We start from the raw sequence: 24,782 nt of genomic DNA, 5'->3' as shown, positions 1-24,782 counted from the left end.
TGCTACTCCGGAACGACAGCGCTTAGACGGCGCTGTCGAGCTCCTCAAGGGTCAGGTTCTGGTTGGTGAACACGCAGATGGAGCCGGCGATGTTCAGTGCGGTCTCGGCGATCTCGCGGGCGCTCATGTCGTCGCTGCCTTTCTGCAGCAAGGCCAGGGCCGCCGCCTGGGCGAAGCCGCCGCCCGAGCCCATTGCAATCAGGCCGTGCTCGGGCTCGACCACGTCACCGTTGCCGGTGATGATCAGCGAGGCGTCCTTGTTGGCTACCGCCAGCATGGCTTCCAGACGACTCAGGGAGCGGTCGGTACGCCAGTCCTTGGCCAGCTCGACAGCGGCGCGCACCAGGTGGCCCTGGTGTTTTTCCAGCTGCTGCTCGAAGCGTTCGAAGAGGGTGAACGCATCGGCGGTGGCGCCAGCGAAGCCGGCCAGTACTTCACCGTGGTACAGGCGACGGACTTTCTTCGCGTTGCCTTTCATCACGGTGTTGCCCAGGGAAACCTGGCCGTCGCCGCCCATGACGACTTTGCCATTGCGGCGGACAGATACGATGGTGGTCAAGGGTCTTACTCCACACTAGCGGGGCGATGTGCCCGAATGCAGAGTCAGATGGGGACTAGGAAGGCGGGGTTCAAGTCCTGCACCGGACGAGTAGCGCGCATTTCGCGCGCCACCCGTCGGCGCAAGCCTTGGAATGGCCGGGGTTCAGCGGGTCTGGCGCTGCTGTAACAGCAGGTTGCTGAAACCGTTGCCGGCGAGTTGTTTCTGCGCCGCGGAGGCCTTGGCGCGGTCGCCGTAGGGGCCGACCATGACGCGGTACCAGGTTTCGTCGCGGACGGTGCCGGACTCCACGCGGGCGTTCTGGCCCATCATGATGATCTGCGCGCGCAGGTGGTCGGCGTCGGTCTGTTTGCGGAAGGAGCCGGCCTGCAGGTAGTACTGGGTCGCGGCCACCGCCGGTGGCGGCGTCGGCTTGGCTGGAGCGGTGTCGCTGGCCGGGACCTGCGGCAGCGCCTGCTTCTGCGCGCTGGCGACCTGGGTCGCGGGCGGCGTGGTGGGCGTTGCCGGCTTGACCACCGCGGGCGGCGGCGGATTCTGCCCACTCAGTGCCGCCAGGGCGCGCTGGGTGTCGATCTTCTCGGCTTCTTCCTTGGTCGCGACCACGGTCGCCGGCTGCTGCGGCTTGGCCGGCGGCGGCACGGCTTCCGGCGGCACGGCGACTTCCGAGCCCGGCAGCAGGGTGTAGAAGTCGTACTTGGGCTTCACCCCGGTCGGTGCGGCCGGTTGCTGTGGCTGCACGGTGCCGGAAGGCTTGTTGGAGCCGACCACGGCCTTGGGCGCCTCCGCTTTCTCGCGTTTGACGTCGTTGCGACCCGGCTCCAGCTTCATCAGGAACATGATGAAGCCGCCGATGGCGAGGCCTGCGACCAGCCAGACCCAGCCGGGGACCGACGTCTTCTTGGCTGGGGCCTGGTAGCGGCTGGCGCCGCGCTTGGGAGCGGGTTTCTTCTTCGCCATGGGTGCTTACATGCGCTCCAGGGTTTCCAGACCCAGCAGCTCCAGGCCCTGCTTGAGGGTACGGCCGGTCAGCGCGGCAAGGCGCAGGCGGCTTTCCTGTTGTGCCGGGTCTTCGGCGGTGAGGATCGGGCAGTGCTCGTAGAAGCTGGAGAACAGGCCGGCCAGCTCGTACAGGTAGGCGCAGAGGATGTGCGGGACACCCTTCACGGCGACGTTGTTGAGCAGGTCGGTGAACTGCGCCAGCTGCGCGGCCAGGGCGATTTCCTGGGGCTGCTGCAGGTGGATGCTGCCGCCCACTTCGTCATAGGTCTTGCCCAGCTTGCGGAAGATGCTCGCCACGCGGGTGTACGCATACAGCAGGTACGGCGCGGTGTTGCCCTCGAAGCTCAGCATCAGGTCGAAGTTGAAGCTGTAGTCGCTGGTGCGGTGCTTGGACAGGTCGGCGTACTTCACCGCGCCGATGCCGACGGCGTGGGCGATCTGGCGCAGGTCCTGCTCGCTGAAGTCGGGGTTCTTGCCCTTCACCAGGGTGTAGGCGCGCTCTTCGGCTTCGATCAGCAGGTCGATCAGCTTCACGGTGCCGCCGTCGCGGGTCTTGAACGGCTTGCCGTCGGCGCCGTTCATGGTACCGAAGCCCATGTGCTCCAGGTCCATGCTGGCCGGGACGAAACCGGCGCGGCGGGCGACTTCGAACACCTGCTGGAAGTGCAGGGCCTGACGCTGGTCGACGAAGTACAGCACGCGGTCGGCGTGCAGCACCTTGTGGCGGTAGCGCATGGCGGCGAGGTCGGTAGTGGCGTAGAGGTAGCCACCGCCGGCCTTCTGCACGATCACCGGCAGCGGCTCGCCTTCGGCGTTCTTGAATTCATCGAGGAACACGCACAGCGCGCCGTCGCTCTCGACCAGCAGGCCTTTGGCGGTGAGGTCGGCCACCACCTGCGCGAGGTCGTCGTTGTAGGCGCTCTCGCCCTTCACGTCGGCCATGGTCAGCTTCACGCCCAGCAGGTCGTAGACCTTCTGGCAGTGCGACAGGGAGATGTCGTTGAAACGGGTCCACAGGGCGATGCACTTGGGATCGTTGGCCTGTAGCTTCACCACCAGCTCGCGGGCGCGGTCGGCGAACTCGGCGGACTCGTCGAAGCGCTTCTTGGCGGCGCGGTAGAAGACTTCCAGGTCGTGCAGTTCGGCCTGGGCATCCACCGGTTGTTCTTCCAGGTAGGCCAGCAGCATGCCGAACTGGGTGCCCCAGTCGCCCACGTGGTTCTGGCGGATCACGGTGTCGCCGAGGAACTCCAGCACGCGGCTGACGGCGTCGCCGATGATGGTCGAGCGCAGGTGGCCGACGTGCATCTCCTTCGCCAGGTTCGGCGAGGACAGGTCCACCACCACGCGCTGGGCCGCACCGGCCTTGCGTACGCCGATGTGGCCGTCGGCCAGGGCCTTGTCGAGGCTGGCGGCAAGCCAGGCCTGGTCCTGGAAGAAGTTCAGGAAGCCGGGGCCGGCGATCTCGACCTTGGCCACTTCCGGGCTCTGCGGCAGCGTGGCGACCAGCTGGGTCGCGAGGTCGCGCGGCTTCATGCCGGCCGGCTTGGCCAGCATCATGGCGATGTTGCTGGCGAAGTCACCGTGGGTTCGGTCCTTGGTGTTCTCCACCTGGATGTCGGGCGTCAGGCCGGCCGGCAGGGTGCCGTCTTCGGTGAGGCTGACAAGGGCTTGCTGGATCAGGTGGCGAATCGTGTCTTTCATGGTTTTCTCCGTGCTCGCGTGCATCCGGCGCGCGCGACCGGTTATCGGGCTCAGAACCGCGCATTATCCGTGGCCGGGCATGGCTTGCCAACCGCGGAGCGCTCCTTGTTCAGTCTCGCCGCTGTGCCATCCGTCGCGGCTGATGGAAGTCAATGTAGGACGGATGCGCAAGCCCGGCGGGTTTTATCCGTGCGGCGCATCTGTCAGAACAGGTCAATCGGGTCCACGTCCAGCGACCAGCGCACCTGGCGTCCGCTGGGCATGCCTTCGAGTGTCTGCAGCCAGGGCGTGAGCAGGCGATGCAGTGGTGCGCGGGCGGTACTCATCAGCAGCAGTTGCGCGCGGTAGCGGCCGGCGCGGCGCTCCATGGGCGCCGGTACCGGGCCGAGGAGGTCGACGTCGTGGCCAAGGGTCGCCTGAAGGCGTTCGGCCTCGGCACAGGCTTCGTCGAGGAAGCCTTCGGCCTGCCCCGGCTTGTGCGCCTCGGCACGCAGGAGGGCGAGGTGCGAGAAGGGCGGCAGGCCGGCGGAGCGGCGCTCGGTGAGGGCCTGGTCGGCGAAGGCGAAGTAGCCTTGCTCGGTGAGCTGCACCAGCAATGGGTGGTCGGCCAGGTGGGTCTGGATCAGCACACGGCCTGGTTCCTCTGCGCGCCCGGCGCGGCCGGCAACCTGGACGATCTGCTGGGCCATGCGTTCGCTGGCGCGGAAGTCGGCGGAGAACAGCCCGCCGTCGGCATCGAGGATCGCCACCAGGGTGACGCGCGGGAAATGGTGCCCCTTGGCGAGCATCTGCGTGCCCACCAGGATGCACGGCTCGCCCTTATTGATAGTGGCGAACAGGTCGCGCATAGCGTTCTTGCGCGAGGTGCTGTCGCGGTCGATACGCAGCACCGGGTAATCCGGGAAAAGGATGCGCAGGCGCTCCTCGGCGCGCTCGGTGCCGGCGCCGACCGGGCGCAGGTCAACCGTGCCGCATTTCGGGCAGTTGCGCGGCGGCCGCTCGCGGTGGTCGCAGTGGTGGCAGCGCAGCTCGCCGCTGCCCTGGTGCACGGTCATTCGCGCGTCGCAGCGCGGGCACTGGCTGATCCAGCCGCAGTCGTGGCACAGCAGGGTCGGAGCGAAACCGCGGCGGTTCAGGTAGACGAGCACCTGCTGGCCGGCGGCCAGGGTCTCCTTGATCGAACGCTGCAGCGGCATGGAGATGCCCGAATCCAGCGGCAGGCTTTTCACGTCCAGGCGGTGGAACTTCGGCTGGTGCGCGCCGCCGGCGCGCTGGGTCAGGCGCAGCAAGCCGTAGCGGCCGCTCTGGGCGTTGTGCAGGCTCTCCAGCGCGGGGGTGGCGGAGCCGAGCAGGATCGGCACGTTCTCCAGTCGCGCGCGCACCATGGCCAGGTCGCGGGCGTGGTAGCGCAAGCCTTCCTGCTGTTTATAGGAAGCGTCGTGTTCCTCGTCGATGATGATCAGCCCCGGATTCTTCATGGGGGTGAACAGCGCCGAGCGGGTGCCGATGATGATGTCCGCCTCGCCGTCGCGGGCGGCCAGCCAGGCGTCGAGGCGCTCGCGGTCGGTCAGCGCGGAGTGCAGCAGGGCGATGCGCGCGTTGAAGCGGCGCTCGAAGCGGCTCAGGGTCTGCGGGCCGAGGTTGATCTCGGGGATCAGCACCAGCGCCTGCTTGCCGGCCTCCAGGGTCTCGCGGATCAGTTGCAGATAGACCTCGGTCTTGCCGCTGCCGGTGACGCCGGCGAGCAGGAAGCTGTGGAAACTGCCAAACCCGGCGCGCACGGCCTCGAAGGCGGCGCGTTGCTCGGCATTCAGCGGCAGTTCCGCCTGCGCCAGCCACGGGCCGTGGTGTGGCGCCACGCTGTGGACGCGCACCTCCAGCGTGACCAGCCCCTTTTCCTGCAGCAGGTCGAGGCTGTCCTTGTTGATCTGCAACTGGCTGAGCAGGTCGTGGGCGACGCCATGGGGATGCTGCTTGAGGATCTTCAGCGTCTCGCGTTGGCGCGGCGCGCGGGCCAGACGCGGGTCTTCCTCGCGGGCGCCGGGTTCGGCATGCCAGAAGCGCTGCTGGCGCGCCTCGGCCGGGTCGCCCTGGCGCAGCAGGTTGGGCAGTGCCCAGGAGAAGGTGTCGCCCAGGCTGTGCTGGTAGTACTGCGCCGTCCAGCGGCACAGCTCCAGCAGGTGCGCTGGCATCGGCGGCTCGCGGTCGAGTACGGCCAGGGCCGGGCGCAGCTTGTCTGCCGGGACCTCGGAGTTTTCCACCTTGTCCACCAGCACGCCGACCATCTCGCGGCGGCCGAAGGGGACGCGCAGGCGCACGCCGGGCTGCAGGCGTGCCACGTCGACCCCGCGCGGAGGCAGGTAATCGAACAGGCGGCGCAGCGGCGAGGGCAGGGCGAGACGCAGGATGGACGGTGACGGCACGCGACGGATTCCGGGGCGGCGGGGAGCGTCGGATGGTAGCATGGGCGATGCGACGGTCGGTCATGCCTGATCTTGCGTTGAAGGCGTTCTCTGGTATGATCCACGCCCTTAATTTCCGTGCGGTGCCCGGTAAAAGATCCCGCCCGCGGTCCTCGATGACCGTGGCTCGGCTTCTGCCAGAGACTGGGTGGCGGCACACCACCGAGAGGAAGAGACCATGAAACCGGAAATCCATCCCGCGTACGAAGACATCGAAGCTACCTGCAGCTGTGGCAACGTGATCAAGACCCGTTCCACCCTGTGCAAGGGCATTCACCTGGACGTCTGCTCCGAGTGCCACCCCTTCTACACCGGTAAGCAGAAAGTTCTGGACACCGGCGGCCGTATCGACCGCTTCAACCAGCGCTTCGCCATGTTCGGCGGCAAGAAGTAAGATCGATTTCCGGGAAAGGCCGACGATGGTTTTTCACGGTAATTCGAAAAAGGCGTCCCTTGTGGGCGCCTTTTTTATGGCTGTCCTTTTTTCCCTGGACGCCAGCGCCGCTGCCTGCCCGCAACCTTCGTCGGCCGAAACGGTGCGCGTGGCGCGAGTGGTGGACGGCGACACGCTCAAGCTCGCCGACGGCCGCAGCGTCCGCCTGATCGGCGTCAACGCCCCGGAACTGGCCCATCACGGCCGCTCCGAGGAAGCCTTCGCGGTCGCCGCCCAGCGTCGTCTGCAGGAACTGGTGGCGGCCAATGACGGCGAGGTTGGCCTGGTTGCCGGCCAGCAGGGCAAGGACAAGTACGGTCGCACCCTGGCCCACGCCTATGACGCCCATGGCAACAACCTCGAATCCCGTCTGCTCGCCGAAGGCCTGGGCTACCTTGTAGCTATCGCCCCCAACACCGATCTCACCGCCTGCCAGCAGGCTGCCGAGCGGCAAGCCCGCAGCGCCGGGCTCGGTCTGTGGAAGCGCTCTCCGGTACAGACGGCGGAACAACTTCACGAAAGCGGATTCGCAGTGGTTCGCGGACGGGTCGAGCAGGTACAACGCAATCGCGGCGGGCTGTGGATCGATCTCGACGGCCCGCTGGTGCTGCGGATCGAGGCGAGACTCGTGAAGCGTTTCGACGATGCAACCCTGCGCGATCTCAAGGGTCGACAGGTAGAGGCGCGCGGCTGGGTCATCGACCGCGCCGAACGTGGTGGCGTGAAACCCGGACAGGCGCGATGGATGCTGCCTGTGACCGACCCGGCGATGATGGAGGTATTGCCATGAGCTTGCGCTCGTTCGGAATTCTGACCCTGCTGGCGCTGCTGAGCGTTCTCGGCGGCTGCGCCACCAACCCGGCCACCGGCAAGTCTGACTTCGTGATGATGAGCGAGCAGAGCGAGCTGGAGATGGGGCAGAAGTACAGCCAGCAGATCGCCCAGCAGTATCCGCGCTATGAAGACGGCAAGCTGCAGGCCTACGTCCAGCAGGTCGGCGAGCGGGTTGCCCGCGCCAGCGACCGGCCCAATCTGCAATATCACTTCACGGTCATCGACACGCCCGACATCAACGCCTTCGCCCTGCCCGGCGGCTACATCTATATACACCGCGGGCTGATGGCGTACCTGGGCTCGGAAGCGGAGCTGGCTGCCGTACTCGGCCACGAGGTCGGCCACGTCACGGCCCGCCACAGCGTGCGCCAGCAGAGCCAGTCCAGCGCCTGGAACATCCTCGGCCAGGCCGTGGCCATCGGCACCGGTGTCGGCGCCGCCGCCGACCTCACCAACGTGCTCGGCACCGCCTTCGTGCGCGGTTATGGCCGCGACATGGAGTTGGAGGCCGACGGCCTGGGTGCCAAGTACCTGGCCCGTGCGGGCTATGACCCGACCGCCATGATCCAGGTGGTGCGGGTGCTGAAGAACCAGGAAGACTTTGCCCGCGACGAGGCCGCGCGCAAGGGCCAGGCCGCCCAGCCGGTCGGCTACCACGGGTTGTTCGACACCCACCCGGACAACGACCAGCGCCTCAAGCAGGTCATCGGCCCCGCCCAGACCCTGGCCGCCAACAGCCAGCACGAGATCGGCGCCGAACGCTACCTGAAGGCCATCGACGGCATGCCCTTCGGCGACTCCGCTTCCAGTGGCGTGCGCCGTGGGCAGAGCTTCTACCACTCGGAGCTGGACTTCACCCTGACCTACCCGTCGGGCTGGGGCATCCTCAACCAGCCGACCGCGCTGGTGGGCTACACCGCCGACCAGCAGGCCTACATCGGCATGAAGCTGGTGCCCCGCGAAGGCCAGCTGACCCCGGCGGAATACCTGCGCAAGGGCGCTGGCGGGCGGTTATCGAACGAAGAAAGTTTCCAGCAGGCCGGTCTCGACGTCGCCACCGGCGTGGTGCCCGGCTCGCCCGCCCGCCGCGCCGCGGTGATCTACCAGAAGGACCGCGCCTACCTGTTCATTGGTGTGGTCAAAGGTCGCGCTTCCCTGGAAAGCGAAGACGACCACTTCATGCAGGTCATCCGCAGCTTCCGGCCGATGCGCGCCGACGAGCAGAAACTCGCACAACCGCGCCGGATCGCCGTCATTCAGGTCAAATCCGGGCAGACTGTAGAGCAGTTCGCGAAGGCTGAATCCGGTCCGGAATCTGACTCGATAAATCGTATACGTTTATTGAATGACTTGTATCCAACTGGTCAGCCAAAAGCTGGCGACTGGCTGAAAGTCGTACGCTAGAGGTCTTGACAGCAGGGGCTTGGGCTACCTTGGCAGGTGCGGGGTTTGTGCGTATGCTCGGACCCCCGTCTGTCCAACAAGCAACAAAAGCGGAAGTGCCCAAATGTCTGATCTCAAGACCGCTGCCCTCGAATATCACGCCCAACCCCGCCCCGGTAAACTGAGCGTCGAGCTGACCAAGCCGACCGCCACCGCCCGCGACCTGTCGCTGGCCTACAGCCCGGGCGTCGCCGAGCCGGTGCGCGAAATCGCGCGTGATCCGGAACTGGCCTTCAAGTACACCGGCAAGGGCAACCTGGTCGCGGTCATTTCCGACGGCACCGCCATTCTCGGCCTGGGCAACCTCGGCCCGCTGGCCTCCAAACCGGTCATGGAAGGCAAGGGCGTGCTGTTCAAGCGCTTCGCCGGTGTCGACGTGTTCGACATCGAAGTCGACGCCGAGAGCCCGCAGGCCTTCATCGATACCGTCAAGCGCATCTCCATCACCTTCGGCGGCATCAACCTGGAAGACATCAAGGCACCCGAGTGCTTCGAGATCGAGCGCGCGCTGATCGAGCAGTGCGACATCCCGGTATTCCACGATGACCAGCACGGCACCGCCATCGTGACCGCCGCCGGCATGCTCAACGCGCTGGAAATCGCCGGCAAGAAGCTGGAGACCGCGAAGATCGTCTGCCTGGGCGCCGGCGCCGCCGCCATCTCCTGCATGAAGCTGCTGGTGAGCATGGGCGGCAAGGTCGAGAACATCTACATGATCGACCGCCAGGGCGTGATCCACGCCGGCCGCAACGACCTGAACCAGTACAAGGCCGTGTTCGCCACCGAGACCGACAAGCGCACCCTGGCTGACGCCCTGGAAGGCGCCGACGTATTCGTCGGCCTGTCCGGCGCCAACCTGCTGAGCCCGGACGACCTCAAGCGCATGGCGCCGAACCCGATCGTCTTCGCCTGCTCCAACCCGGACCCGGAAATCAAGCCGGAACTGGCGCACGCCACCCGCGACGACGTGATCATGGCCACCGGCCGTTCGGACTACCCGAACCAGGTCAACAACGTACTGGGCTTCCCCTTCATCTTCCGCGGTGCCCTGGACGTACGCGCCACCCGCATCAACGAAGAAATGAAGATCGCCGCCGCCCTGGCCCTGCGTGACCTGGCCAAGCTGCCGGTACCCAAGGACGTGTGCGACGCCTACGGCGTGAGCGCCATCGAGTTCGGCCGCGAGTACATCATTCCGAAGCCGATGGACAAGCGCCTGATCACCGTCGTTTCCGACGCGGTGGCCAAGGCTGCCATCGAGACCGGCGTGGCGACCCTGCCGTATCCGAAGCACTACCCGCTGCAGTCGGTGGAAGACGTCTTCAAAGGCTGATTCCGTCTGATTTGAAGAACCCCGCCTCGGCGGGGTTTTTCTTTTTCCGCTGAAGGAAACGAAGAGTTACCGATTAGTGACTGAAGGCAGAGGCCTTCAGAGCGCACCGGACTATCCTTCCCCGCTCATGCATTGACGCGTCCGCTGCCCTGGAGCGGGCCGGGCGCATGGGGGAGCATCATGAATCGGACTTTGCTGGCAGTCGCCACTCTGGCGGCCAGCGCCGCGCTCATCGGTTGCGCAGGGGCACCGCAAATGAGCTGGGAGAGGGTAGGGGATTCGGCGCAGCGCGCGGTCACCAGTGCCGACGTCTGGGCCCCGGTGGCTGGCGCGGCAGTGATCGCTGCCGGTGGCTGGGACCACCAGTGGCAGAAGTCGGCGAGCAACCACGACTGGTTCTTCGGCGGCGACGCCAACCAGGCGGCCGACCGCATGCTCAACCTCGCCACCGGCCTGAGCGTCGTCACTGCCCTGGTGGCTTCACCCAAGGACGTGAGCAGCGAGGAGAAGTGGAGCTGGCGCGGGCGCAACCTGACGCTGCTGGCGGCGGACCGCTACGCCGTGACCGGCTTCGTCGAGGAAGCCAAGGAATGGTCCGGGCGTGAGCGGCCGGACGGGATTCCCGACGACTCCTTCCCGTCCAAGCACACTGCCGTTACCGCCGTGCACACCAGTTTCACCCGCCGCAATCTGGACTACATCGACATGGACCCGACCTGGCGCTACACCGCCAAGGCCGGCCTCTACACCCTCGACGGGCTGACCGCGCTGTCGCGCGTGGAAGGCGACAAGCACTATCCCACCGATGTGCTGGTGGGGATGGCGGTGGGCAACTTCTTCGCCAACTTCACCTACAACCTGTTCCTCGAAGGCCCGGAAAGCGAGCGCTACAACCTGACCGTGGTGCCGGAAACCGGCGGCGGGATGAGCCTGCGCGCGGCGATGCTGTTCTGAGGTTGGCGCGACGCCGTGGGCAGCGTCTAGTCTTGAAAGCTTCTCTCTGGACGACAAACCCGATGCCGTTGCGCCTGCTGCTGATCCTCTTGTTCCTGTGCGTTACCAGCGCGGCGCGGGCCGGGGAGGTGCTGCGCATCGCTGCGGACCGCTGGCCGCCCTATGCCGATCGCCAACTGCCCGGCAACGGCGTGGCGGTGCACCTGGTGCAGGCTGCCCTCAAGCGCGCCGGGTACGCCAGCGAGTACATCGAAGTGCCCTGGCCGCGCGTGCTGCATGGCGTGGCGAATGGCGAGTACGACCTGGTGGCGGATGCCTGGTATTCGCCGGAGCGGGAAGCCTTCGCCGTGTACTCCGAGCCCTACCTGGTCAACCGCGTACGCCTGATCAAACGCCAGGGCTCGCCCATCACCTTCGCCAGGCTCGCCGATCTCTACCCGTACCGCATCGCCATGGTGCGCGGGTATGCCTATTCCGAGGCGTTCAACAACGATCCGAAACTGCAGCGGGTACCGGTGTTCAGCTTCGTCAACGCGGCGCTGATGCTGCAGGCAGGGCGGGTGGACCTGACGCTGGAAGACGAGATCACCGCGCGGGTGCACTTCAATGGCGACCTTGCCGAACTCAAGGGGCAGCTGGAATTCCTGCCGGTGCCGCTGACCGAGAATGGCCTGCACATTCTGGTTGGCCGGCATGTGCCCGACCACGCGGCGATCATAGCGGCGTTCAACAAGGCGATCCGCGAGATGCACGAGGACGGCAGCTACGACGAGCTGATGCACGAACACGGGCTTTAGCCGTCGCTGTGTTCCCTTGCAGACCGTAGGGCGCATAACGCGCCAGCGTTATCCGCCGCGGTGCCATTGGCGGATAACCCGTTCCGGGATATCCGCCCTACAAGGGTTTCGTGGACGGAGTCCGCTCCTACGCAGCTGGAAGTTTCGACGTCAGGTGGCCTCGATCTGTTCCGCGCCGAGGTCCTTCTTCAGCAGGTGCGCCGCCAGGGTGCGCAGCGGCGTGAGCTGTCGGCAAATGAGTGCCAGCTGGGTCTGCACCAGCCGGTGGGCGTCGTCCTGTTCCTCGGGCAGCTCTTCCAGGCGCTTGGCCAGCGCGTCTTCCTCGTCGCTGTAGATAGCCACCGCGCGTCGCTCGTTGAGCCGCGCAGCGATGTCGTCGAGGCTGCTGGTCAGGCGTTCGGCGGCCTCGGCGATGAGGTCGTCGTTAACATCCGGTGGCAGCTGGTTGCGGTGCGCGCCGAGGGCGGAGAGGTAGCTGAGCAGGGTGTGCGACAGCACCAGGAAGCGGAAGCCGATCTCCGCGTCCTTACGGAAGTGGCCGGGTTCCAGCAGCATGTTCGACAGCGTGGTGGAGAGCGTCGCGTCGGCGTTGTGCGCGTTGCGCCGTGCGGTGCGGTAGGCAAGGTCGTCGCGCTTGCCGTTGGCGTACTGCTGCATGATTTCCCGCAGGTAGCGGCTGTTGCACGCCAGGGTGCCGCCGACCAGGCGGTGCAGGCTGCGCCCGTGCCAGTCGGGCAGCACCAGGAACACCGCAATGCCGGCGATCAGCGCGCCGAGCAGGGTATCGAACAGACGCGGCAGGATCAGCCCGTAGCCGTCGCCCACCTGGTTGAAGCAGAACAGCACCAGCAGGGTGATCGCCGCCGTCGCCAGCGTGTAGCGCGTGCTCCGCGTGGCGAAGAAGGCGACCCCGGCGACCACTGCCAGCAGGGACTGGATCAGCGGGTTGGGGAACAGGTCGATCAGTGCCCAGCCGGCCACCAGGCCGACCAGCGTGCCGAGGATCCGCTGCACCATGCGGATGCGCGTGGCGCCGTAGTTCGGCTGGCAGACGAACACCGTGGTGAGCATGATCCAGTAGCCCTGGGTCGGGTGGATCAGGTGCAGCATGCCGTAGCCGGCGGCCAGGGCCAGCGACAGGCGCAGGGCGTGGCGGAACAGCAGTGAGGTCGGCGAGACCTGCAGGCGGATGCGCTCCAGCGCGTCCTTGAATGAGCGGGGGGAGCGGTCCAGCAGTGTGCTGTCCTGCTCGTCGTCGAGCATGTCGGGGTTGCTCGCGCCGCTGAGCTTGCGGTCCAGGGTGGTGAGGTTGGCCGCCAGTGCGCCGAGCGAGCGCAGCAGTCCGCGCCAGGCCGGGTTGCCCTGCTGGCGCAGGTACTCCAGCGAGGCGTTGAGGTCGGCCAGGGCCAGTTCGCTGTCGTTGTAGTCGAACGGATGGCGCAGCTGGATCGCCTTCGCCAGTGCCTTGCACGCCTTGCCCTGCTGGTTGAGCAGGCGCTGGCAGCGGAACAGCACGTCGCTGTGGAAGAAGGCTTCGGCCAGCTGGTTGTACGGGTAGTGCGAGGAACTGGCGCGCTCGTGGACGTCCTGGGCGATGAAGTAGAGCTTCAGGTAACGGCTGATCTTCGGGCTCGGCCTGCCGTGGGACAGGCGCGCGAGGATGGTTTCCTTGGCCTGGTTGAGCGCCACCACGACCCGCCCGTTCTGCCGTGCCAGCGCCAGGCGCTGGGCTTCGACGTCGAGCTGGCGCAGCGGCTCCAGCAGGGTCGACTTGATCTTCAGGTACTCGCCCAGTTCGAGGAACAGTTTGGCCAGGCTCTGCTGCACCGGCTGGTTGGCGAACAGTGCGTTCCACAGCACCGAGAGCAAGCCGTACCAGAGCGCGCCGGCCACCAGCAGCAGGGGTTCGTGCCAGAAATCGGTGGGCGTACCACCGCGCTGGTCGACGCCGATCATGGTGTAGATCGACAGGATCAGGGTCGCCGAGGCGATTGCCGCATAGCGCTCGCCGAGGGCGCCGAGCAGGGTCATGGCGAAGGTCGAGAGTGCGAGCCCGGCGACGAACAGCGGCGGGTAGGGGAACAGCAGTTCCACCGCCAGCGAGGCGATGGTGAAGCACGCGAGGGTCACCAGCAACGCCTGCAGGCGGCCCAGCCAGTGGTCGTCGGTTTCCGCCAGGGCGCTGGCGATGACCCCGAGGAACAGCGGGATCACCAGCTCCGGCCGACCCTGCAGCCAGCACGCGAGCATGACCCCGCTGAGGGCGACGAACACCCGCAGGCTGTAGGCGAACTTGTCCAGCGCCCAGAGGCGCCGCAGAGACTGGAGCAGTGGGGAGGAGAGCATGCGCGTGCGGGACTTCCGGATGTCTGCCGCTCAGACTAGCGGATCGCTCCGGGCGCGGCTATCGCGAGCGCGACAGGTTGGATGTCGTACCTGTAGGAGCAAGCCATGCGCTTGATCGCGGGCATGGCGCGCGCCTACAGGGGGAATGACGTCAGAGGATGCGTGCCTTGAACGAGCGGCCCTTGATCTTGCCTTCGTTGAAGTGCTTCAGCGCTTGCTTGGCGATCTCGCGTTCCACGGCAACGAAGGCCTGGAAGTCGAAGATGGCGATCTTGCCGACCTGGGTGCCCTTGAGCCCGGCGTCGCCGGTCAGCGCGCCGAGGATGTCGCCGGGACGCAGCTTGTCCTTTCGCCCGCCGGCGATGGCCAGGGTGGTCATCGGCGGCAGCAGCGGCGTGTCGCTGGCCTTGAGGAAGTCGATGCGCTCCCAGTTCAGCGGCGCGCCCTGCAGGTCTTCGATGGCCTGTGCGCGGTTGGCTTCGGCGGGGGTGACCAGCGATAGCGCCAGGCCCTTTTCGCCGGCACGACCACTGCGACCGATCCGATGAATGTGGATCTGCGCATCGCGCGACAGTTCGACGTTGATCACTGCTTCCAGTGCGGCGATGTCCAGCCCGCGCGCGGCCACGTCGGTGGCCACCAGCACGCTGCAGCTGCGGTTGGCGAACATGGTCAGCACCTGGTCGCGCTCGCGCTGCTCCAGGTCGCCGTGCAGGGCCAGTGCGGAAATCTTCCGGGCGTTGAGCTGCTCGACGACTTCCATGCACTGCTGGCGGGTATGGCAGAACGCGACGCAGGACTGCGGGCGGAAATGCTGAAGCAGGCGGACGACGGCATCGAGGCGCTGCTTGGGATCGATCTCGTAGAAGTGCTGCTCGATCTGGCTGTCATCGTGCAGCGCTTCCACTTCCACGCGCTCGGGGTTCTTCAGGAATTTCGCCGCCAGTTGGCCGATGCCGTCGGGATAGGTAGCGGAGAACAGCAGCGTCTGCCGGCGCGCCGGCGCCTGGCCGATGATGTCGGCGATGCTGTCGTAGAAGCCCATATCGAGCATGCGGTCGGCTTCGTCGAGTACCAGGGTGTTCAGGCCATCGAGCTTCAGGGTGCCGCGGCGCAGGTGTTCCTGGATGCGGCCGGGCGTGCCGACCACCACGTGGGCGCCGTGCTCCAGCGAGCCGATCTGCGGGCCGAAAGGCGTGCCGCCGCACAGGGTCAGTACCTTGATGTTGTCGGCGGCGCGGGCCAGACGGCGGATTTCCTTGGCCACCTGGTCGGCCAGCTCGCGGGTCGGGCACAGCACCAGTGCCTGGCAACCGAAGTAGCGCGGATTCAGCGGGCTGAGCAGACCGATGCCGAAGGCGGCGGTCTTGCCGCTGCCGGTCTTGGCCTGGGCGATCAGGTCACGGCCCTTGAGGATCGCCGGCAGGGCGGCGGCCTGGATCGGCGTCATCTCGCGATAGCCGAGAGAGTCGAGGTTGGCCAGCAGGTCGGCCGACAGCGCGAGGCTGGAAAATGCAGAGGTGGTCACGAAGGGAGCCCGGGTGAATCCATATGGCCGCGCAGTGTAGCAGGAGAGCACCCTCAGGAGGGCTGAGAAGCTGATATGGCAAGGGTTTGAGGCCACTCGTCCGATTTTCTCCAGGTGCTGATCCGCGGTTTTTTCAAGAGATTCGCTTTCCGCAGATTTTTGTCGTAGAGTTTCTGCACTGTGTTTGCATGGGTCGCCGTCGATCGTGACCTGATGCGGTCGGTTATTCCACCCCGTCCTGCTCGACTCCTTGTAACTCCTTGCAACTCAGTTCCTGGCCATTCGTGGCTAATTTTAAAAATACGTTCCAAGGAGAACACCATGTCGAATCGTCAGAACGGCACCGTCAAGTGGTTCAACGAGACCAAAGGCTACGGCTTCATTACCCCGGAAAGCGGCCCGGACGTGTTCGTACACTTCCGCGCTATCGAAGGTAACGGCTTCAAGACCCTGGCCGAAGGCCAGAAAGTCACCTTCGAAGTCGTGCAGGGCCAGAAAGGCATGCAGGCCGAGCGCGTACAGGTAGCCTAAACGCTTCCTGGCGTCAGCCAAGAAACCCCGGGTGGAAACATCCGGGGTTTTTTATTGCCTATAGTGCCGCCATAGCCTTTCCGGAGCCGCCATCCATGCCATTCACCTTCCGCCTGCTGCTCGCCGGCCTGCTCATTCCGGGCAGTGTCCTTGCCGCCGACGCCCCCGCGCAGCCCGCTACCTGGGGCTGGGTGGAAACGCTCATGCTGATGCCCGAGCAGGCGCCGCTCAAGGCCAAGCTGGACACCGGCGCGCAGACCTCGGTGATGGATGCGCGCAACATCGTCCGGATCAAGAAGAACGGCGAGCGCTGGGTGCAGTACGACGTGATGCTCACCGATCCGGCCACCGGCAAGGAGCAGCGCCTGCCCTTCGAGCGGCGCGTCGAGCGCGTGCTCAAGTTCAAGAACGAGAGCGGCGTCGAGCGCAGCCCGGTGGTGCTGATGGACGTGTGCCTGGGTGGCAAGGTCTACCGCGAGCAGTTCACCCTGCGTGACCGCCAGACCCTGGACTACCCGGTGCTGCTCGGCCGCCGGACCCTGGAACACCTGGGCGCGGTGGACGCCTCGAAGACCCAGACCGTCGCGCCCACCTGCAAGCCCTGATCAGTGTTCGTCGACGCCATGCTCCGGCTCGACCCGGCGTGGCGTGGTGCGACCGTCGTCGGCATTGAGCTGGAAGAAGATCGCCGCCGCCAGCATCGAAAGGATGCCGACGCTGAAGTAGGTCGCGTGGAAGGCTGACAGCACGTCGCCCTGGGCGCTTTCCTGATCGCCGTTGAAGCCGCCCAGCAGCGCCGCCGCGCAGGCGATGCCCATGCCGATGGACAGCTGCATGACCACCGAGAGCAGGCTGTTGCCGGCGCTGGCGTTGTCGTCGCGCAGGTCGATCAGCGAGAGGGTGTTCATCGCGGTGAACTGCAGCGAGTTGATCCCGCCCAGGACCGCCAGTTGCACCAGCAGCAGCGCGTAGGGCGTGTTCTGGTCCACTAGGCCGAGGCTGGCGATCATCGCGCCCAGCAACAGCGTGTTGCCGACCAGCAGCTTGCGGTAGCCGAACAGGTCCAGCAGCGGTCGCGCCAGCGACTTGATGACCATGGCCGCCAGGGCCATCGGGATCATGGTCATGCCCGCCCGCGACGGCGAGAAGCCCAGGCCGATCTGCAGCAGCAGCGGCGTGAGGAAGGGCAGGGAGCCGCTGCCCAGTCGGGCGAACAGGTTGCCCAGGACGCCCACGGCGAAGGTCCGCGTGGCGAACAGCGAGGGCGGGAACAGTGGCGCTTCGATGCGCAGCGCGCGCAACCAGTAGGCCGCCAGCAGCACCAGCCCGCCCACCAGCAGCAGAACCACGCGCACGTGGGGCATGTGCAGTTCGCCCAGGCCCTCCAGGGCGATGGTGATCAGTACCATGGCGCCACCGAAGAGCAGGAAACCGATCGAGTCGAAACGCGTTGCGCGCACGCCGCGCAGGTCCGGCATCAGGCGCAGGGCGACGATGAAGCCGACCAGCCCCACCGGCAGGTTGATCAGGAAGATCCAGTGCCAGCTGGCGTACTCCACCAGCCAGCCACCCAGGGTCGGTCCGGCCAGTGGACCGAGCAGGCCGGGGATGGTGACGAAGCTGAGGATGCGCACCAGCTCCGTGCGCGGGTACACGCGCAGGATCACCAGGCGCCCCACCGGCATCATCAGCGCGCCGCCGATGCCTTGCACCACGCGGGCGCCGACCAGGGCGCCGAGGCTGGGCGAGAGCGCGCAGAGCAGCGAGCCGAGGCTGAACAGGAAGATCGCGAAGAGGAATACCCGGCGGGTGCCGAAGCGGTCGGAAATCCAGCCGGAGGAGGGGATCAGCAGCGCTACCGTGAGCAGGTAGGCGATCACCACGCCCTGCATGCGCAGCGGGTCTTCTTCCAGCGAGCGGGCCATGCTCGGCAGCGCGGTGTTGAGGATGGTGCCGTCCAGGGCCTGCATGAAGAAGGCGATGGCCACCAGCCAGGGCAGCAGGCGGGCCACTCGGGGCGTGAGGATGAAGGGTTCGCTCATGGTCGGTCCGTCGGGCGGGGATGGCTCTAGCTTAGGGAATCTTTGCCGATCGCGGGGAAAATCGCCGCGGCAGTGGCGAGACGATTCTCCCTCGTCGCCAGCCGGAGTGATTGGACGAATGACCTTTCATTGCCGGCAGGCCAGGAGTTCCCTGGCGCAGCCCGATGACGCCGGACATTTCTGTCCCTGTGAACGGAGCGCGTTTTTCCTCCGCTGCGCCTTCCAGGGCGGAACAATGGCCCTGCCTCCCGGTCGATATGGCGTCCGGAACCCCCAGGAGACAGCGATGTCCGTCAAACCCCGTGTCACCCTCGCACTGGCCGCCCTGCTGGCGACTTCCTCCGCGTTCGCCTTCAACCTGGGCGATGCCGCCAAGGCGGTGTCCGGCGCGACCGGCGCCGACACCTCGCGCGTGGCTTCCACGCCGCAGACCAGCGGCCTGCTCGGCGCCCTGACCGGGCAGCTCGGCGTCAGCGACGAACAGGCGCTCGGCGGTACCGGCGCGCTGCTGGGCCTGGCGAAGAACAAACTGAGCACCGCCGATTACTCGCAGTTGGCGAAGACCGTTCCCGGCCTCGACAAGCTCACCGGCAGCAATGCCCTGGGCGGCCTCGGTGGCCAGCTCGGCGACCTGGGTGGCGGCGCCTCCAGCGGCCTGCTGGGCAACGTCAGCAGCATGGGCGACGTGAGCAAGGCCTTCGGTGCGCTGGGCATGGACCAGGAGATGACCGGCAAGTTTTCCAGCGTGCTGCTGGATTACCTCGGCAAGCAGGGCCTGAACAGCAACCTGCTCGGCACCCTGGGCAGCCTCTGGGGCACCGGCGCCTGATATCCGCCGGCCGGCGCGGAACCGCCGCGCCGCGCCCCGGTCCTATCGACGATCCGGCCCCGCCCTGGGGCGGGACATCCGCTTTCCGGAGCCGTCGATGCCCATCCGTTCCGTCGTCTTCCTGGCCGCCTGCCTGGCCGTTTCCCCCGTGTTCGCCGCCACCTTCACCGACACCAGCGAGCCCGCCACTCAGGGGCAGGGCGTGCCGCCGGCCGCCAGCGCGTTGCTGGGCAACCTCACCAGGCAGCTGGGTGTCAGCGAGCAGCAGGCCATCGGCGGTACCGGCGCCATGTTGGCGATGGCGATGAACAGCCTGAAGGAAACCGACACGGCGCAATTGCAGAAATCCCTGCCGAACCTCGACCAGCTCGCCGGCAACAGCTCGCTGGGTGATCTGGGCGGGGCGCTGGGCGGTTTCGGTGGACTGGGCAACGCCGCGGCGCTGCTTGGCGGGATCAACAACCTGCAGGACGTCGACCAGATCTTCGGCGTACTGGGCATGGACCAGTCGATGATCGGCCGCTTCGCCGGGGTGATCCTCGACTACTTCACCGAGCAGGGCCTGAGCAGCCAGTTGCTGGGGACGCTCGGCGGACTCTGGGGGACGCCGGCGGCCCCGCTGACGCCGGCTGCGCCGGTCGCCGGACGAGGCGCGTAGGGAGCGTCAGAACTCCTGGCGCAGTTGCTCGATGCGCGCATCCTTCTGCTCCCACAACTGCGACACCCAGTGCTGCACGTACTGGCGGAATTCCGGGTCGTTCTCGTAATCGCCCTGCCATAGCGCGGGGTCGATCTCGCGCGCCTGGATATCGACGATGACGCGCGGCACGCGTCCGCACAGCAGGTCCCAGAAGCCCGGTCGCGGGCCCTTCGGATAGACCAGGGTGACGTCCAGCAGGGTATCGAGCTGCTCGCCCAGTGCCGCCAGGACGAAGGCCACGCCACCGGCCTTGGGCTTGAGCAGGTTCTGGTAAGGCGACTGCTGCTGGGCCTGCTTGGCCGGGGTGAAGCGCGTGCCTTCGAGGTAGTTCACCACGGTCACCGGCATGCGCTTGAACTTCTCGCAGGCCGCCTTGGTGATCTCCAAGTCCTTGCCCTTGAGCTCCGGGTGCTTCTCCAGGAAGGCCTTGCTGTAACGCTTCATGAAGGGATAGTCGAGCGCCCAGAAGGCCAGGCCGAGGAAGGGCACCCAGATCAGCTCCTTCTTCAGGAAGAACTTGAAGTAGGGCGTCTTGCGGTTGAACGCCTGCACCAGCGCCGGAATGTCGACCCAGGACTGGTGGTTGCTGATCACCAGGTAGGAGGTGTCGCCGCGCAGCTGGGCGGCGCCGCGGATGTCCCACACGGTCGGGGTCATCAGGGCGAAGATAGCCTTGTCGATCTCCGCCCAGGTCTCGGCGATCCACATCACCCCGCGCGAGCAGGCGTCCTTCGCGGCCTGGCCGGGAATCACCAGCTTGAGCAGCGCGATCAGCAGCATCGGCCCGATCAGGATCAGGGTATTGAGCAACAGCAGGAGGCTGGCGATGACGCCTTTGACTGCCGGCATGGGGTCCATTCCTTGTGCGACGGTGGCGCGGCCATGATACGCAGACAATTGTCCCGGCCCAAGCGGCGCGGGTATGGCGAACCAATGGCCGCCGTGCTAGTCCTATGCGACGTATTCCACCCCGGAGATTTCGCGTGAAACGCGCCCTCGCTCTGCTTTCGCTTCTCTCTGTGGCCGGCATCGCACTGCCCGGCCTCGCCCTGGCCGCCGAGACCAAGCTCTACGGCCGCTACGAATGGGTCAGCCTGCCCGAGCTCGACCAGACCCTGCAGGCCAAGATGGACACCGGCGCCTACACCTCGTCGCTGTCGGCCAAGGACATCCAGATCTTCCAGCGCGACGGCGAGGACTGGGTGCGCTTCAAGCTGGCCACCAAGGACGGCGGCGATTCGGTGTACGAGCACAAGCTCTCGCGCATCTCGAAGATCAAGAACCGCACCGAATCCGCCGGCGAGGACGAAGAGGAAGAGGCCAGCCCCGGCCTCAGCCAGCGCCCGGTGATCGAACTGCCGGTGTGCCTGGGCGGCGACCAGCGCACCATCGAGGTCAACCTCACCGATCGCAGCCACTTCAACTACCCGTTCCTGATGGGCACCAAGGGCCTGCGCAAATTCCACGTTGCGGTGGACCCGGGCGAGCGCTTCGTGGCCGGCAAGCCGAGCTGCTCCTGATCCTCGATTGACGCGGCGCGGGGCATGATGGACCCTTCCGGAACTTTCCCGGGAATCGGAATCCCATGCCCCACATCCTCATCGTCGAAGATGAAGCCGCCATCGCCGACACGCTGCTCTATGCCCTGCAGGCCGAGGGTTTCGAGACCACCTGGCTGAACCTCGCCGGCCCCGCCCTCGAACGCCTGCAGCGTGACGCATTCGATCTGGTCATCCTCGACGTCGGCCTGCCCGACATCAGCGGCTTCGAAGCCTGCAAGCAGCTTCGGCGCTTCTCCGAGGTGCCGGTGATCTTCCTCACCGCGCGCAACGCCGAGATCGATCGCGTGGTGGGCCTGGAGATCGGCGCCGACGACTATGTGGTCAAACCCTTCAGCCCGCGTGAAGTCGCCGCGCGGGTGAAAGCCATCCTCAAGCGCACCGCGCCGCGTGAAGCGCCGGCCACGGCGACCGCCGGCAACGGCCCGTTCGAGGTGGACGAAGAGCGCTTCCAGATTCGCTACCATGGCCACTCGCTGGCGCTGACCCGCCACGAATTCCGCCTGCTGCAAACGCTGCTGGCGCGCCCCGAGCGCGTGTTCAGCCGTGAGCAGCTGCTCGATGCGCTGGGCGTCGCCGCCGATGCCGGCTACGAGCGCAATGTCGACAGCCACATCAAGAGCCTGCGCGCCAAGCTGCGCCAGGTCGTCCCCGCCGCCGAACCGATCCAGACCCACCGCGGGCTGGGCTACAGCTACGCGCCGGACAAGAGCTGATGCGCCTGTCGCTGCGGATCTTCCTGGTCTACTTCTTCTTCGTCGGGCTGACCGGCTGGTTCGTCCTGCGCACAGTGATGGACGAAATCCGCCCCGGCGTGCGCCAGTCCAGCGAAGAGACGCTGGTGGATACCGCCAACCTGCTGGCCGAGATTCTCCAGGCCGACGTGAAGAGTGGCACCCTCGACCAGAGCCGGCTGCCCGACATGCTCCGCGCCTACGGCGCGCGCAGCCCGCAGGCCGATATCTGGGGCGTGAACAAGACGGCTGTGAACCACCGCATCTACGTCACCGATGCGCGCGGCATCGTCCTGCTGGACTCCCTCGGCAGGGCCGTGGGCCAGGATTATTCGCGCTGGAACGACGTCTATCGGACCCTCAATGGTGAGTACGGGGCGCGCTCCAGCCGTGAGTCGGCGGACGATCCGGAGTCCTCGGTGATGTACGTCGCTGCGCCGATCCGCGACGGCGAGAAGATCATCGGCGTGGTCTCGGTCTCCAAGCCCAACCGCACACTGCAGCCCTACATTGATCGCTCGCAGCGCCGTCTGGCGTGGCTCGGCGCCGGGCTGATCGTGCTCGGCCTGCTGGTGGGCGCGGGGCTGTCCTGGTGGCTGAGCCGCTCGCTGGATCGCCTGACCCGCTACGCCCAGGCGGTCAGCGAGGGCCGGCGCGCCGAGCTGCCCCGCTACCGCGGCGGCGAGATGGCGCAGTTGGCTGGCGCGGTGGAGCACATGCGTGTGCAGCTGGAAGGCAAGGACTACGTAGAACGCTACGTGCATACCCTGACCCACGAACTGAAGAGCCCGCTGGCGGCGATTCGCGGAGCGGCGGAGTTGCTCGAGGGCGAGATGCCCGACGAGCAGCGTGCGCGCTTCGTCGGCAACATCGCCGGGGAGAGCGAGCGCCTGCAGCAGCTGATCGAGCGCCTGCTGAACCTTGCCCAGGTGGAGCAGCGCCAGGGGCTGGAGGAGCATGTGCCGGTGGCGTTGCACGAGCTGGCGGATGAGCTGATCGATGAGCGCATGGCGCGGGTGCAGGGCGTGCAGCTGGAGAACGCGATTCCCCAGCAGGCATGCGTGGTGGGCGAGCGTTTCCTGCTGCGCCAGGCGCTGGGAAACCTGCTGGACAATGCGCTGGATTTCACCCCGGCCGGTGGCGTGATTCGCTTCGCTGCGCAGCCCGACGGCGAAGGCTGGCGGGTGGACTTGTTCAACCAGGGCGAAGCGATTCCGGAGTTCGCCCTGCCGCGTCTGACCGAGCGTTTCTACTCGCTGCCGCGCCCGATCAGCGGACGCAAGAGCACTGGCCTGGGCCTCAACTTCGTCGCCGAGGTGGCGGCGCTGCATGGCGGTGAGCTGAGCGTCGAGAACGTCGAAGGTGGCGTGCGCGCGAGTCTGTCCCTGCCGTAGACATAAGGCGCCTGTCGGCGCCGCTCGCGGGCATGGCCCGCTCCTACTGGCTGCTCCGCCGCCACATAAAACCCACACAGTCTCCACACTCCGCCCTGAGCGTCGCCACGCGCGGGCCCCAGGCTTGCCCCGTCGTCCACCAACGGAGAAGCCTTCGATGAACCGCCACCTCGGCATCAAGCTCGGCGCCATCGCGCTGTTGATCGTCCTCTTGCTGATACCCCTGCTGATGATCGACGGCCTCGTCGACGAGCGTCAGAACTACCGCGACGAAGTCCTGCAGGACATCGCCCGCAGCGCCAGCTACAGCCAGCAGCTCACCGGCCCGCTGGTGGTCGTGCCCTACACCCGCACCATTCGTGGCTGGCGCCTGGACAAGGCGAGCCAGCAGCGCGTGCTGCAGGAGCGCGAAGTGCGTGGGCGGCTGTACTTCCTGCCGGAAGTTTTCAGCCTCGACGGACAGATGCGCACCGAGCTGCGCCATCGCGGTATCTACGAGGCGCGCCTGTTCCATGCCGAGAGCCAGGTCAGCGGCAGCTTCGTCCTGCCGGCCAACTACGGCATCACCAGCGACCTGGGCAGCTACCGTTTCGACGACCCGCTGCTGGCGGTGGGCATCAGCGACGTGCGCGGCATCGAGAACGCACCGAAGCTGAAGGTCGGTGACGAACTGCGCGACTTCCAGCCGGGCACCCAGAGCCAGTTCCTCGGCAACGGCGTGCATGCGGTGCTGCCACTCAAGGCCAGCGATCACGAGCAGCGATTCGACTACGCCTTCGAACTGTCGCTGCTGGGCAGCAGCCGCCTGGACATCACCCCGGTCGGCCGCGACAGCCAGGTCAACCTGGTCTCGGACTGGCCGCACCCCAGTTTCGGCGGCGAGTTCCTGCCCACCGAACGCAGCGTCAGCGACCAGGGCTTCAGCGCACGCTGGCGTACCAGCTTCTTCGCCACCAACCTGGAGGACCAACTGCGTGCCTGCACCGCGCCGGCCCAGGCGGATGTCGCCCGTGCGGTCGAAGCGGTCGATCCGGACGCCTCCCGTGCCAGTTCGGCGGAGTGCAACGAGTTCGGCCAGCACCGCTTCGGTGTCGCGCTGGTGGACCCGGTGGACCAGTACCTGAAGACCGACCGCGCGGTGAAGTACGCGCTGCTGTTCATCGTCCTCACCTTCGCCGGCTTCTTCCTCTTTGAAGTGCTCAAGCGCCTGTCGGTGCACCCGATCCAGTACGCCCTGGTGGGCATGGCACTGGCGCTGTTCTACCTGCTGCTGCTGTCGCTCTCCGAGCATGTCGGCTTCGAGCTGGCCTACCTGCTGTCCGCTGGCGCGTGCGTCGGGCTGATCGGCTTCTACCTCTGCCACGTGCTGCGCAGCCTGTGGCGCGGAGCCGGGTTCAGCCTCGGGCTGGCTGGGCTCTACGGGATGCTCTACGCGCTGCTCAGCGCCGAGGACTACGCGTTGCTGATGGGTTCGCTGCTGTTGTTCGGCGTGCTCGGTGGCGTGATGGTGCTGACCCGTCACTTGGACTGGTACGGCATCGGCAAGCCCCGTGGCGATGACCTGGAATTTTCACTGGAAGACGTGCGCGTGCAGCGCTGAG

22 protein-coding genes are annotated in these 24,782 nt (G+C 66.6%); 14 read left to right on the top strand and 8 right to left on the bottom strand.

Annotated features, from left to right (window positions below; all coding sequences use genetic code 11):
• Window positions 1-22 precede the first annotated feature (22 nt).
• The 4 genes from hslV to IB256_RS14865 all read right to left on the bottom strand — a co-directional run bounded on the left by hslV (window position 23) and on the right by IB256_RS14865 (window position 5,727).
• The gene (hslV, locus tag IB256_RS14880) at window positions 23-559 is read right to left on the bottom strand and encodes an ATP-dependent protease subunit HslV (protein WP_017520170.1); all 537 of its coding nucleotides are present in this window, start codon (window positions 557-559) and stop codon (window positions 23-25) included.
• A gap of 144 nt (window positions 560-703) precedes the next feature.
• A complete protein-coding gene (locus IB256_RS14875; protein WP_192403073.1) occupies window positions 704-1,516 on the bottom strand; it encodes an SPOR domain-containing protein in 813 nt (270 codons plus the stop codon).
• Between the two features lie 6 nt (window positions 1,517-1,522).
• The gene (gene argS, locus IB256_RS14870) at window positions 1,523-3,262 is read right to left on the bottom strand and encodes an arginine--tRNA ligase (RefSeq protein ID WP_192403071.1); all 1,740 of its coding nucleotides are present in this window, start codon (window positions 3,260-3,262) and stop codon (window positions 1,523-1,525) included.
• 203 nt (window positions 3,263-3,465) lie between these two features.
• Complete coding sequence (locus IB256_RS14865) at window positions 3,466-5,727, bottom strand: primosomal protein N' (RefSeq protein ID WP_192293725.1); 2,262 nt, start codon at window positions 5,725-5,727, stop codon at window positions 3,466-3,468.
• Between the two features lie 175 nt (window positions 5,728-5,902).
• On the opposite strand from IB256_RS14865, the gene rpmE reads away from it, so the two are divergent.
• From rpmE to IB256_RS14835, 6 genes are all read left to right on the top strand, one after another.
• A complete protein-coding gene (rpmE, locus tag IB256_RS14860; protein ID WP_024766509.1) occupies window positions 5,903-6,118 on the top strand; it encodes a 50S ribosomal protein L31 in 216 nt (71 codons plus the stop codon).
• A gap of 76 nt (window positions 6,119-6,194) precedes the next feature.
• Entirely contained in the window at window positions 6,195-6,947 is a 753-nt protein-coding gene (locus tag IB256_RS14855) for a thermonuclease family protein (protein ID WP_225601777.1), read from the top strand.
• Window positions 6,944-8,395, top strand: coding sequence for a M48 family metalloprotease (locus IB256_RS14850; RefSeq protein WP_405307691.1), 1,452 nt, complete (start codon window positions 6,944-6,946; stop codon window positions 8,393-8,395). The genes IB256_RS14855 and IB256_RS14850 overlap by 4 nt, the downstream gene beginning before the upstream one ends.
• A gap of 103 nt (window positions 8,396-8,498) precedes the next feature.
• On the top strand, window positions 8,499-9,767 hold the full coding sequence (locus IB256_RS14845) for a malic enzyme-like NAD(P)-binding protein (protein WP_045212856.1): 1,269 nt from the start codon (window positions 8,499-8,501) through the stop codon (window positions 9,765-9,767).
• Window positions 9,768-10,022: 255 nt separating this feature from the next.
• Entirely contained in the window at window positions 10,023-10,721 is a 699-nt protein-coding gene (locus IB256_RS14840) for a phosphatase PAP2 family protein (protein ID WP_225601776.1), read from the top strand.
• A 62-nt stretch (window positions 10,722-10,783) separates the two neighbouring features.
• The gene (locus IB256_RS14835) at window positions 10,784-11,518 is read left to right on the top strand and encodes a substrate-binding periplasmic protein (RefSeq protein ID WP_192293720.1); all 735 of its coding nucleotides are present in this window, start codon (window positions 10,784-10,786) and stop codon (window positions 11,516-11,518) included.
• Window positions 11,519-11,668: 150 nt separating this feature from the next.
• Here the strand turns inward: IB256_RS14835 and yccS are convergent, their stop codons facing one another.
• Together yccS and dbpA are read right to left on the bottom strand one after the other, a co-directional pair.
• Complete coding sequence (gene yccS, locus IB256_RS14830) at window positions 11,669-13,864, bottom strand: YccS family putative transporter (RefSeq protein WP_192403066.1); 2,196 nt, start codon at window positions 13,862-13,864, stop codon at window positions 11,669-11,671.
• Window positions 13,865-14,015: 151 nt separating this feature from the next.
• Window positions 14,016-15,392 carry an ATP-dependent RNA helicase DbpA gene (gene dbpA / locus IB256_RS14825; RefSeq protein ID WP_192403064.1) on the bottom strand — a complete coding sequence of 459 codons (1,377 nt, stop codon included), beginning with the start codon at window positions 15,390-15,392 and terminating at the stop codon, window positions 14,016-14,018.
• A 321-nt stretch (window positions 15,393-15,713) separates the two neighbouring features.
• Here dbpA and IB256_RS14820 point away from each other — a divergent pair, with 321 nt between their 5' ends.
• Together IB256_RS14820 and IB256_RS14815 are read left to right on the top strand one after the other, a co-directional pair.
• Entirely contained in the window at window positions 15,714-15,923 is a 210-nt protein-coding gene (locus IB256_RS14820) for a cold-shock protein (RefSeq protein WP_081519642.1), read from the top strand.
• A gap of 95 nt (window positions 15,924-16,018) precedes the next feature.
• The gene (locus IB256_RS14815) at window positions 16,019-16,528 is read left to right on the top strand and encodes an ATP-dependent zinc protease (protein ID WP_151189080.1); all 510 of its coding nucleotides are present in this window, start codon (window positions 16,019-16,021) and stop codon (window positions 16,526-16,528) included.
• Here IB256_RS14815 and mdtD read toward each other — a convergent pair whose 3' ends face one another.
• A complete protein-coding gene (gene mdtD, locus IB256_RS14810; RefSeq protein WP_081519644.1) occupies window positions 16,529-17,965 on the bottom strand; it encodes a multidrug transporter subunit MdtD in 1,437 nt (478 codons plus the stop codon). It lies immediately after the preceding gene.
• A 286-nt stretch (window positions 17,966-18,251) separates the two neighbouring features.
• Between mdtD and IB256_RS14805 the strand changes: the two genes are divergently transcribed.
• The gene (locus IB256_RS14805; RefSeq protein WP_081519645.1) at window positions 18,252-18,794 is read left to right on the top strand and encodes a DUF2780 domain-containing protein; all 543 of its coding nucleotides are present in this window, start codon (window positions 18,252-18,254) and stop codon (window positions 18,792-18,794) included.
• Between the two features lie 97 nt (window positions 18,795-18,891).
• Window positions 18,892-19,452 (top strand): DUF2780 domain-containing protein, encoded by a 561-nt coding sequence (locus IB256_RS14800; protein ID WP_192293717.1) that lies wholly within the window; start codon window positions 18,892-18,894, stop codon window positions 19,450-19,452.
• Between the two features lie 6 nt (window positions 19,453-19,458).
• Here the strand turns inward: IB256_RS14800 and IB256_RS14795 are convergent, their stop codons facing one another.
• Window positions 19,459-20,343 carry an acyltransferase gene (locus tag IB256_RS14795; RefSeq protein ID WP_192403062.1) on the bottom strand — a complete coding sequence of 295 codons (885 nt, stop codon included), beginning with the start codon at window positions 20,341-20,343 and terminating at the stop codon, window positions 19,459-19,461.
• Between the two features lie 134 nt (window positions 20,344-20,477).
• Here IB256_RS14795 and IB256_RS14790 point away from each other — a divergent pair, with 134 nt between their 5' ends.
• The 4 genes from IB256_RS14790 to creD all read left to right on the top strand — a co-directional run bounded on the left by IB256_RS14790 (window position 20,478) and on the right by creD (window position 24,781).
• A complete protein-coding gene (locus tag IB256_RS14790) occupies window positions 20,478-21,014 on the top strand; it encodes an ATP-dependent zinc protease (protein WP_081519648.1) in 537 nt (178 codons plus the stop codon).
• 65 nt (window positions 21,015-21,079) lie between these two features.
• A complete protein-coding gene (creB, locus tag IB256_RS14785) occupies window positions 21,080-21,769 on the top strand; it encodes a two-component system response regulator CreB (RefSeq protein WP_192293715.1) in 690 nt (229 codons plus the stop codon).
• A complete protein-coding gene (gene creC / locus IB256_RS14780) occupies window positions 21,769-23,181 on the top strand; it encodes a two-component system sensor histidine kinase CreC (RefSeq protein ID WP_192293714.1) in 1,413 nt (470 codons plus the stop codon). Before creB ends, creC begins: the two co-directional genes overlap by 1 nt.
• A gap of 157 nt (window positions 23,182-23,338) precedes the next feature.
• Complete coding sequence (creD, locus tag IB256_RS14775) at window positions 23,339-24,781, top strand: cell envelope integrity protein CreD (protein ID WP_192293713.1); 1,443 nt, start codon at window positions 23,339-23,341, stop codon at window positions 24,779-24,781.
• The last annotated feature ends 1 nt before the right edge of the window (window position 24,782 follow it).

Source organism: Pseudomonas sp. PDM17, from assembly GCF_014851985.1.
In the GTDB taxonomy this organism is placed as follows: Bacteria; Pseudomonadota; Gammaproteobacteria; order Pseudomonadales; family Pseudomonadaceae; genus Pseudomonas.
Note: the sequence above shows the minus strand (reverse complement) of the source record. Positions and strands in the feature narration are given on the sequence as shown.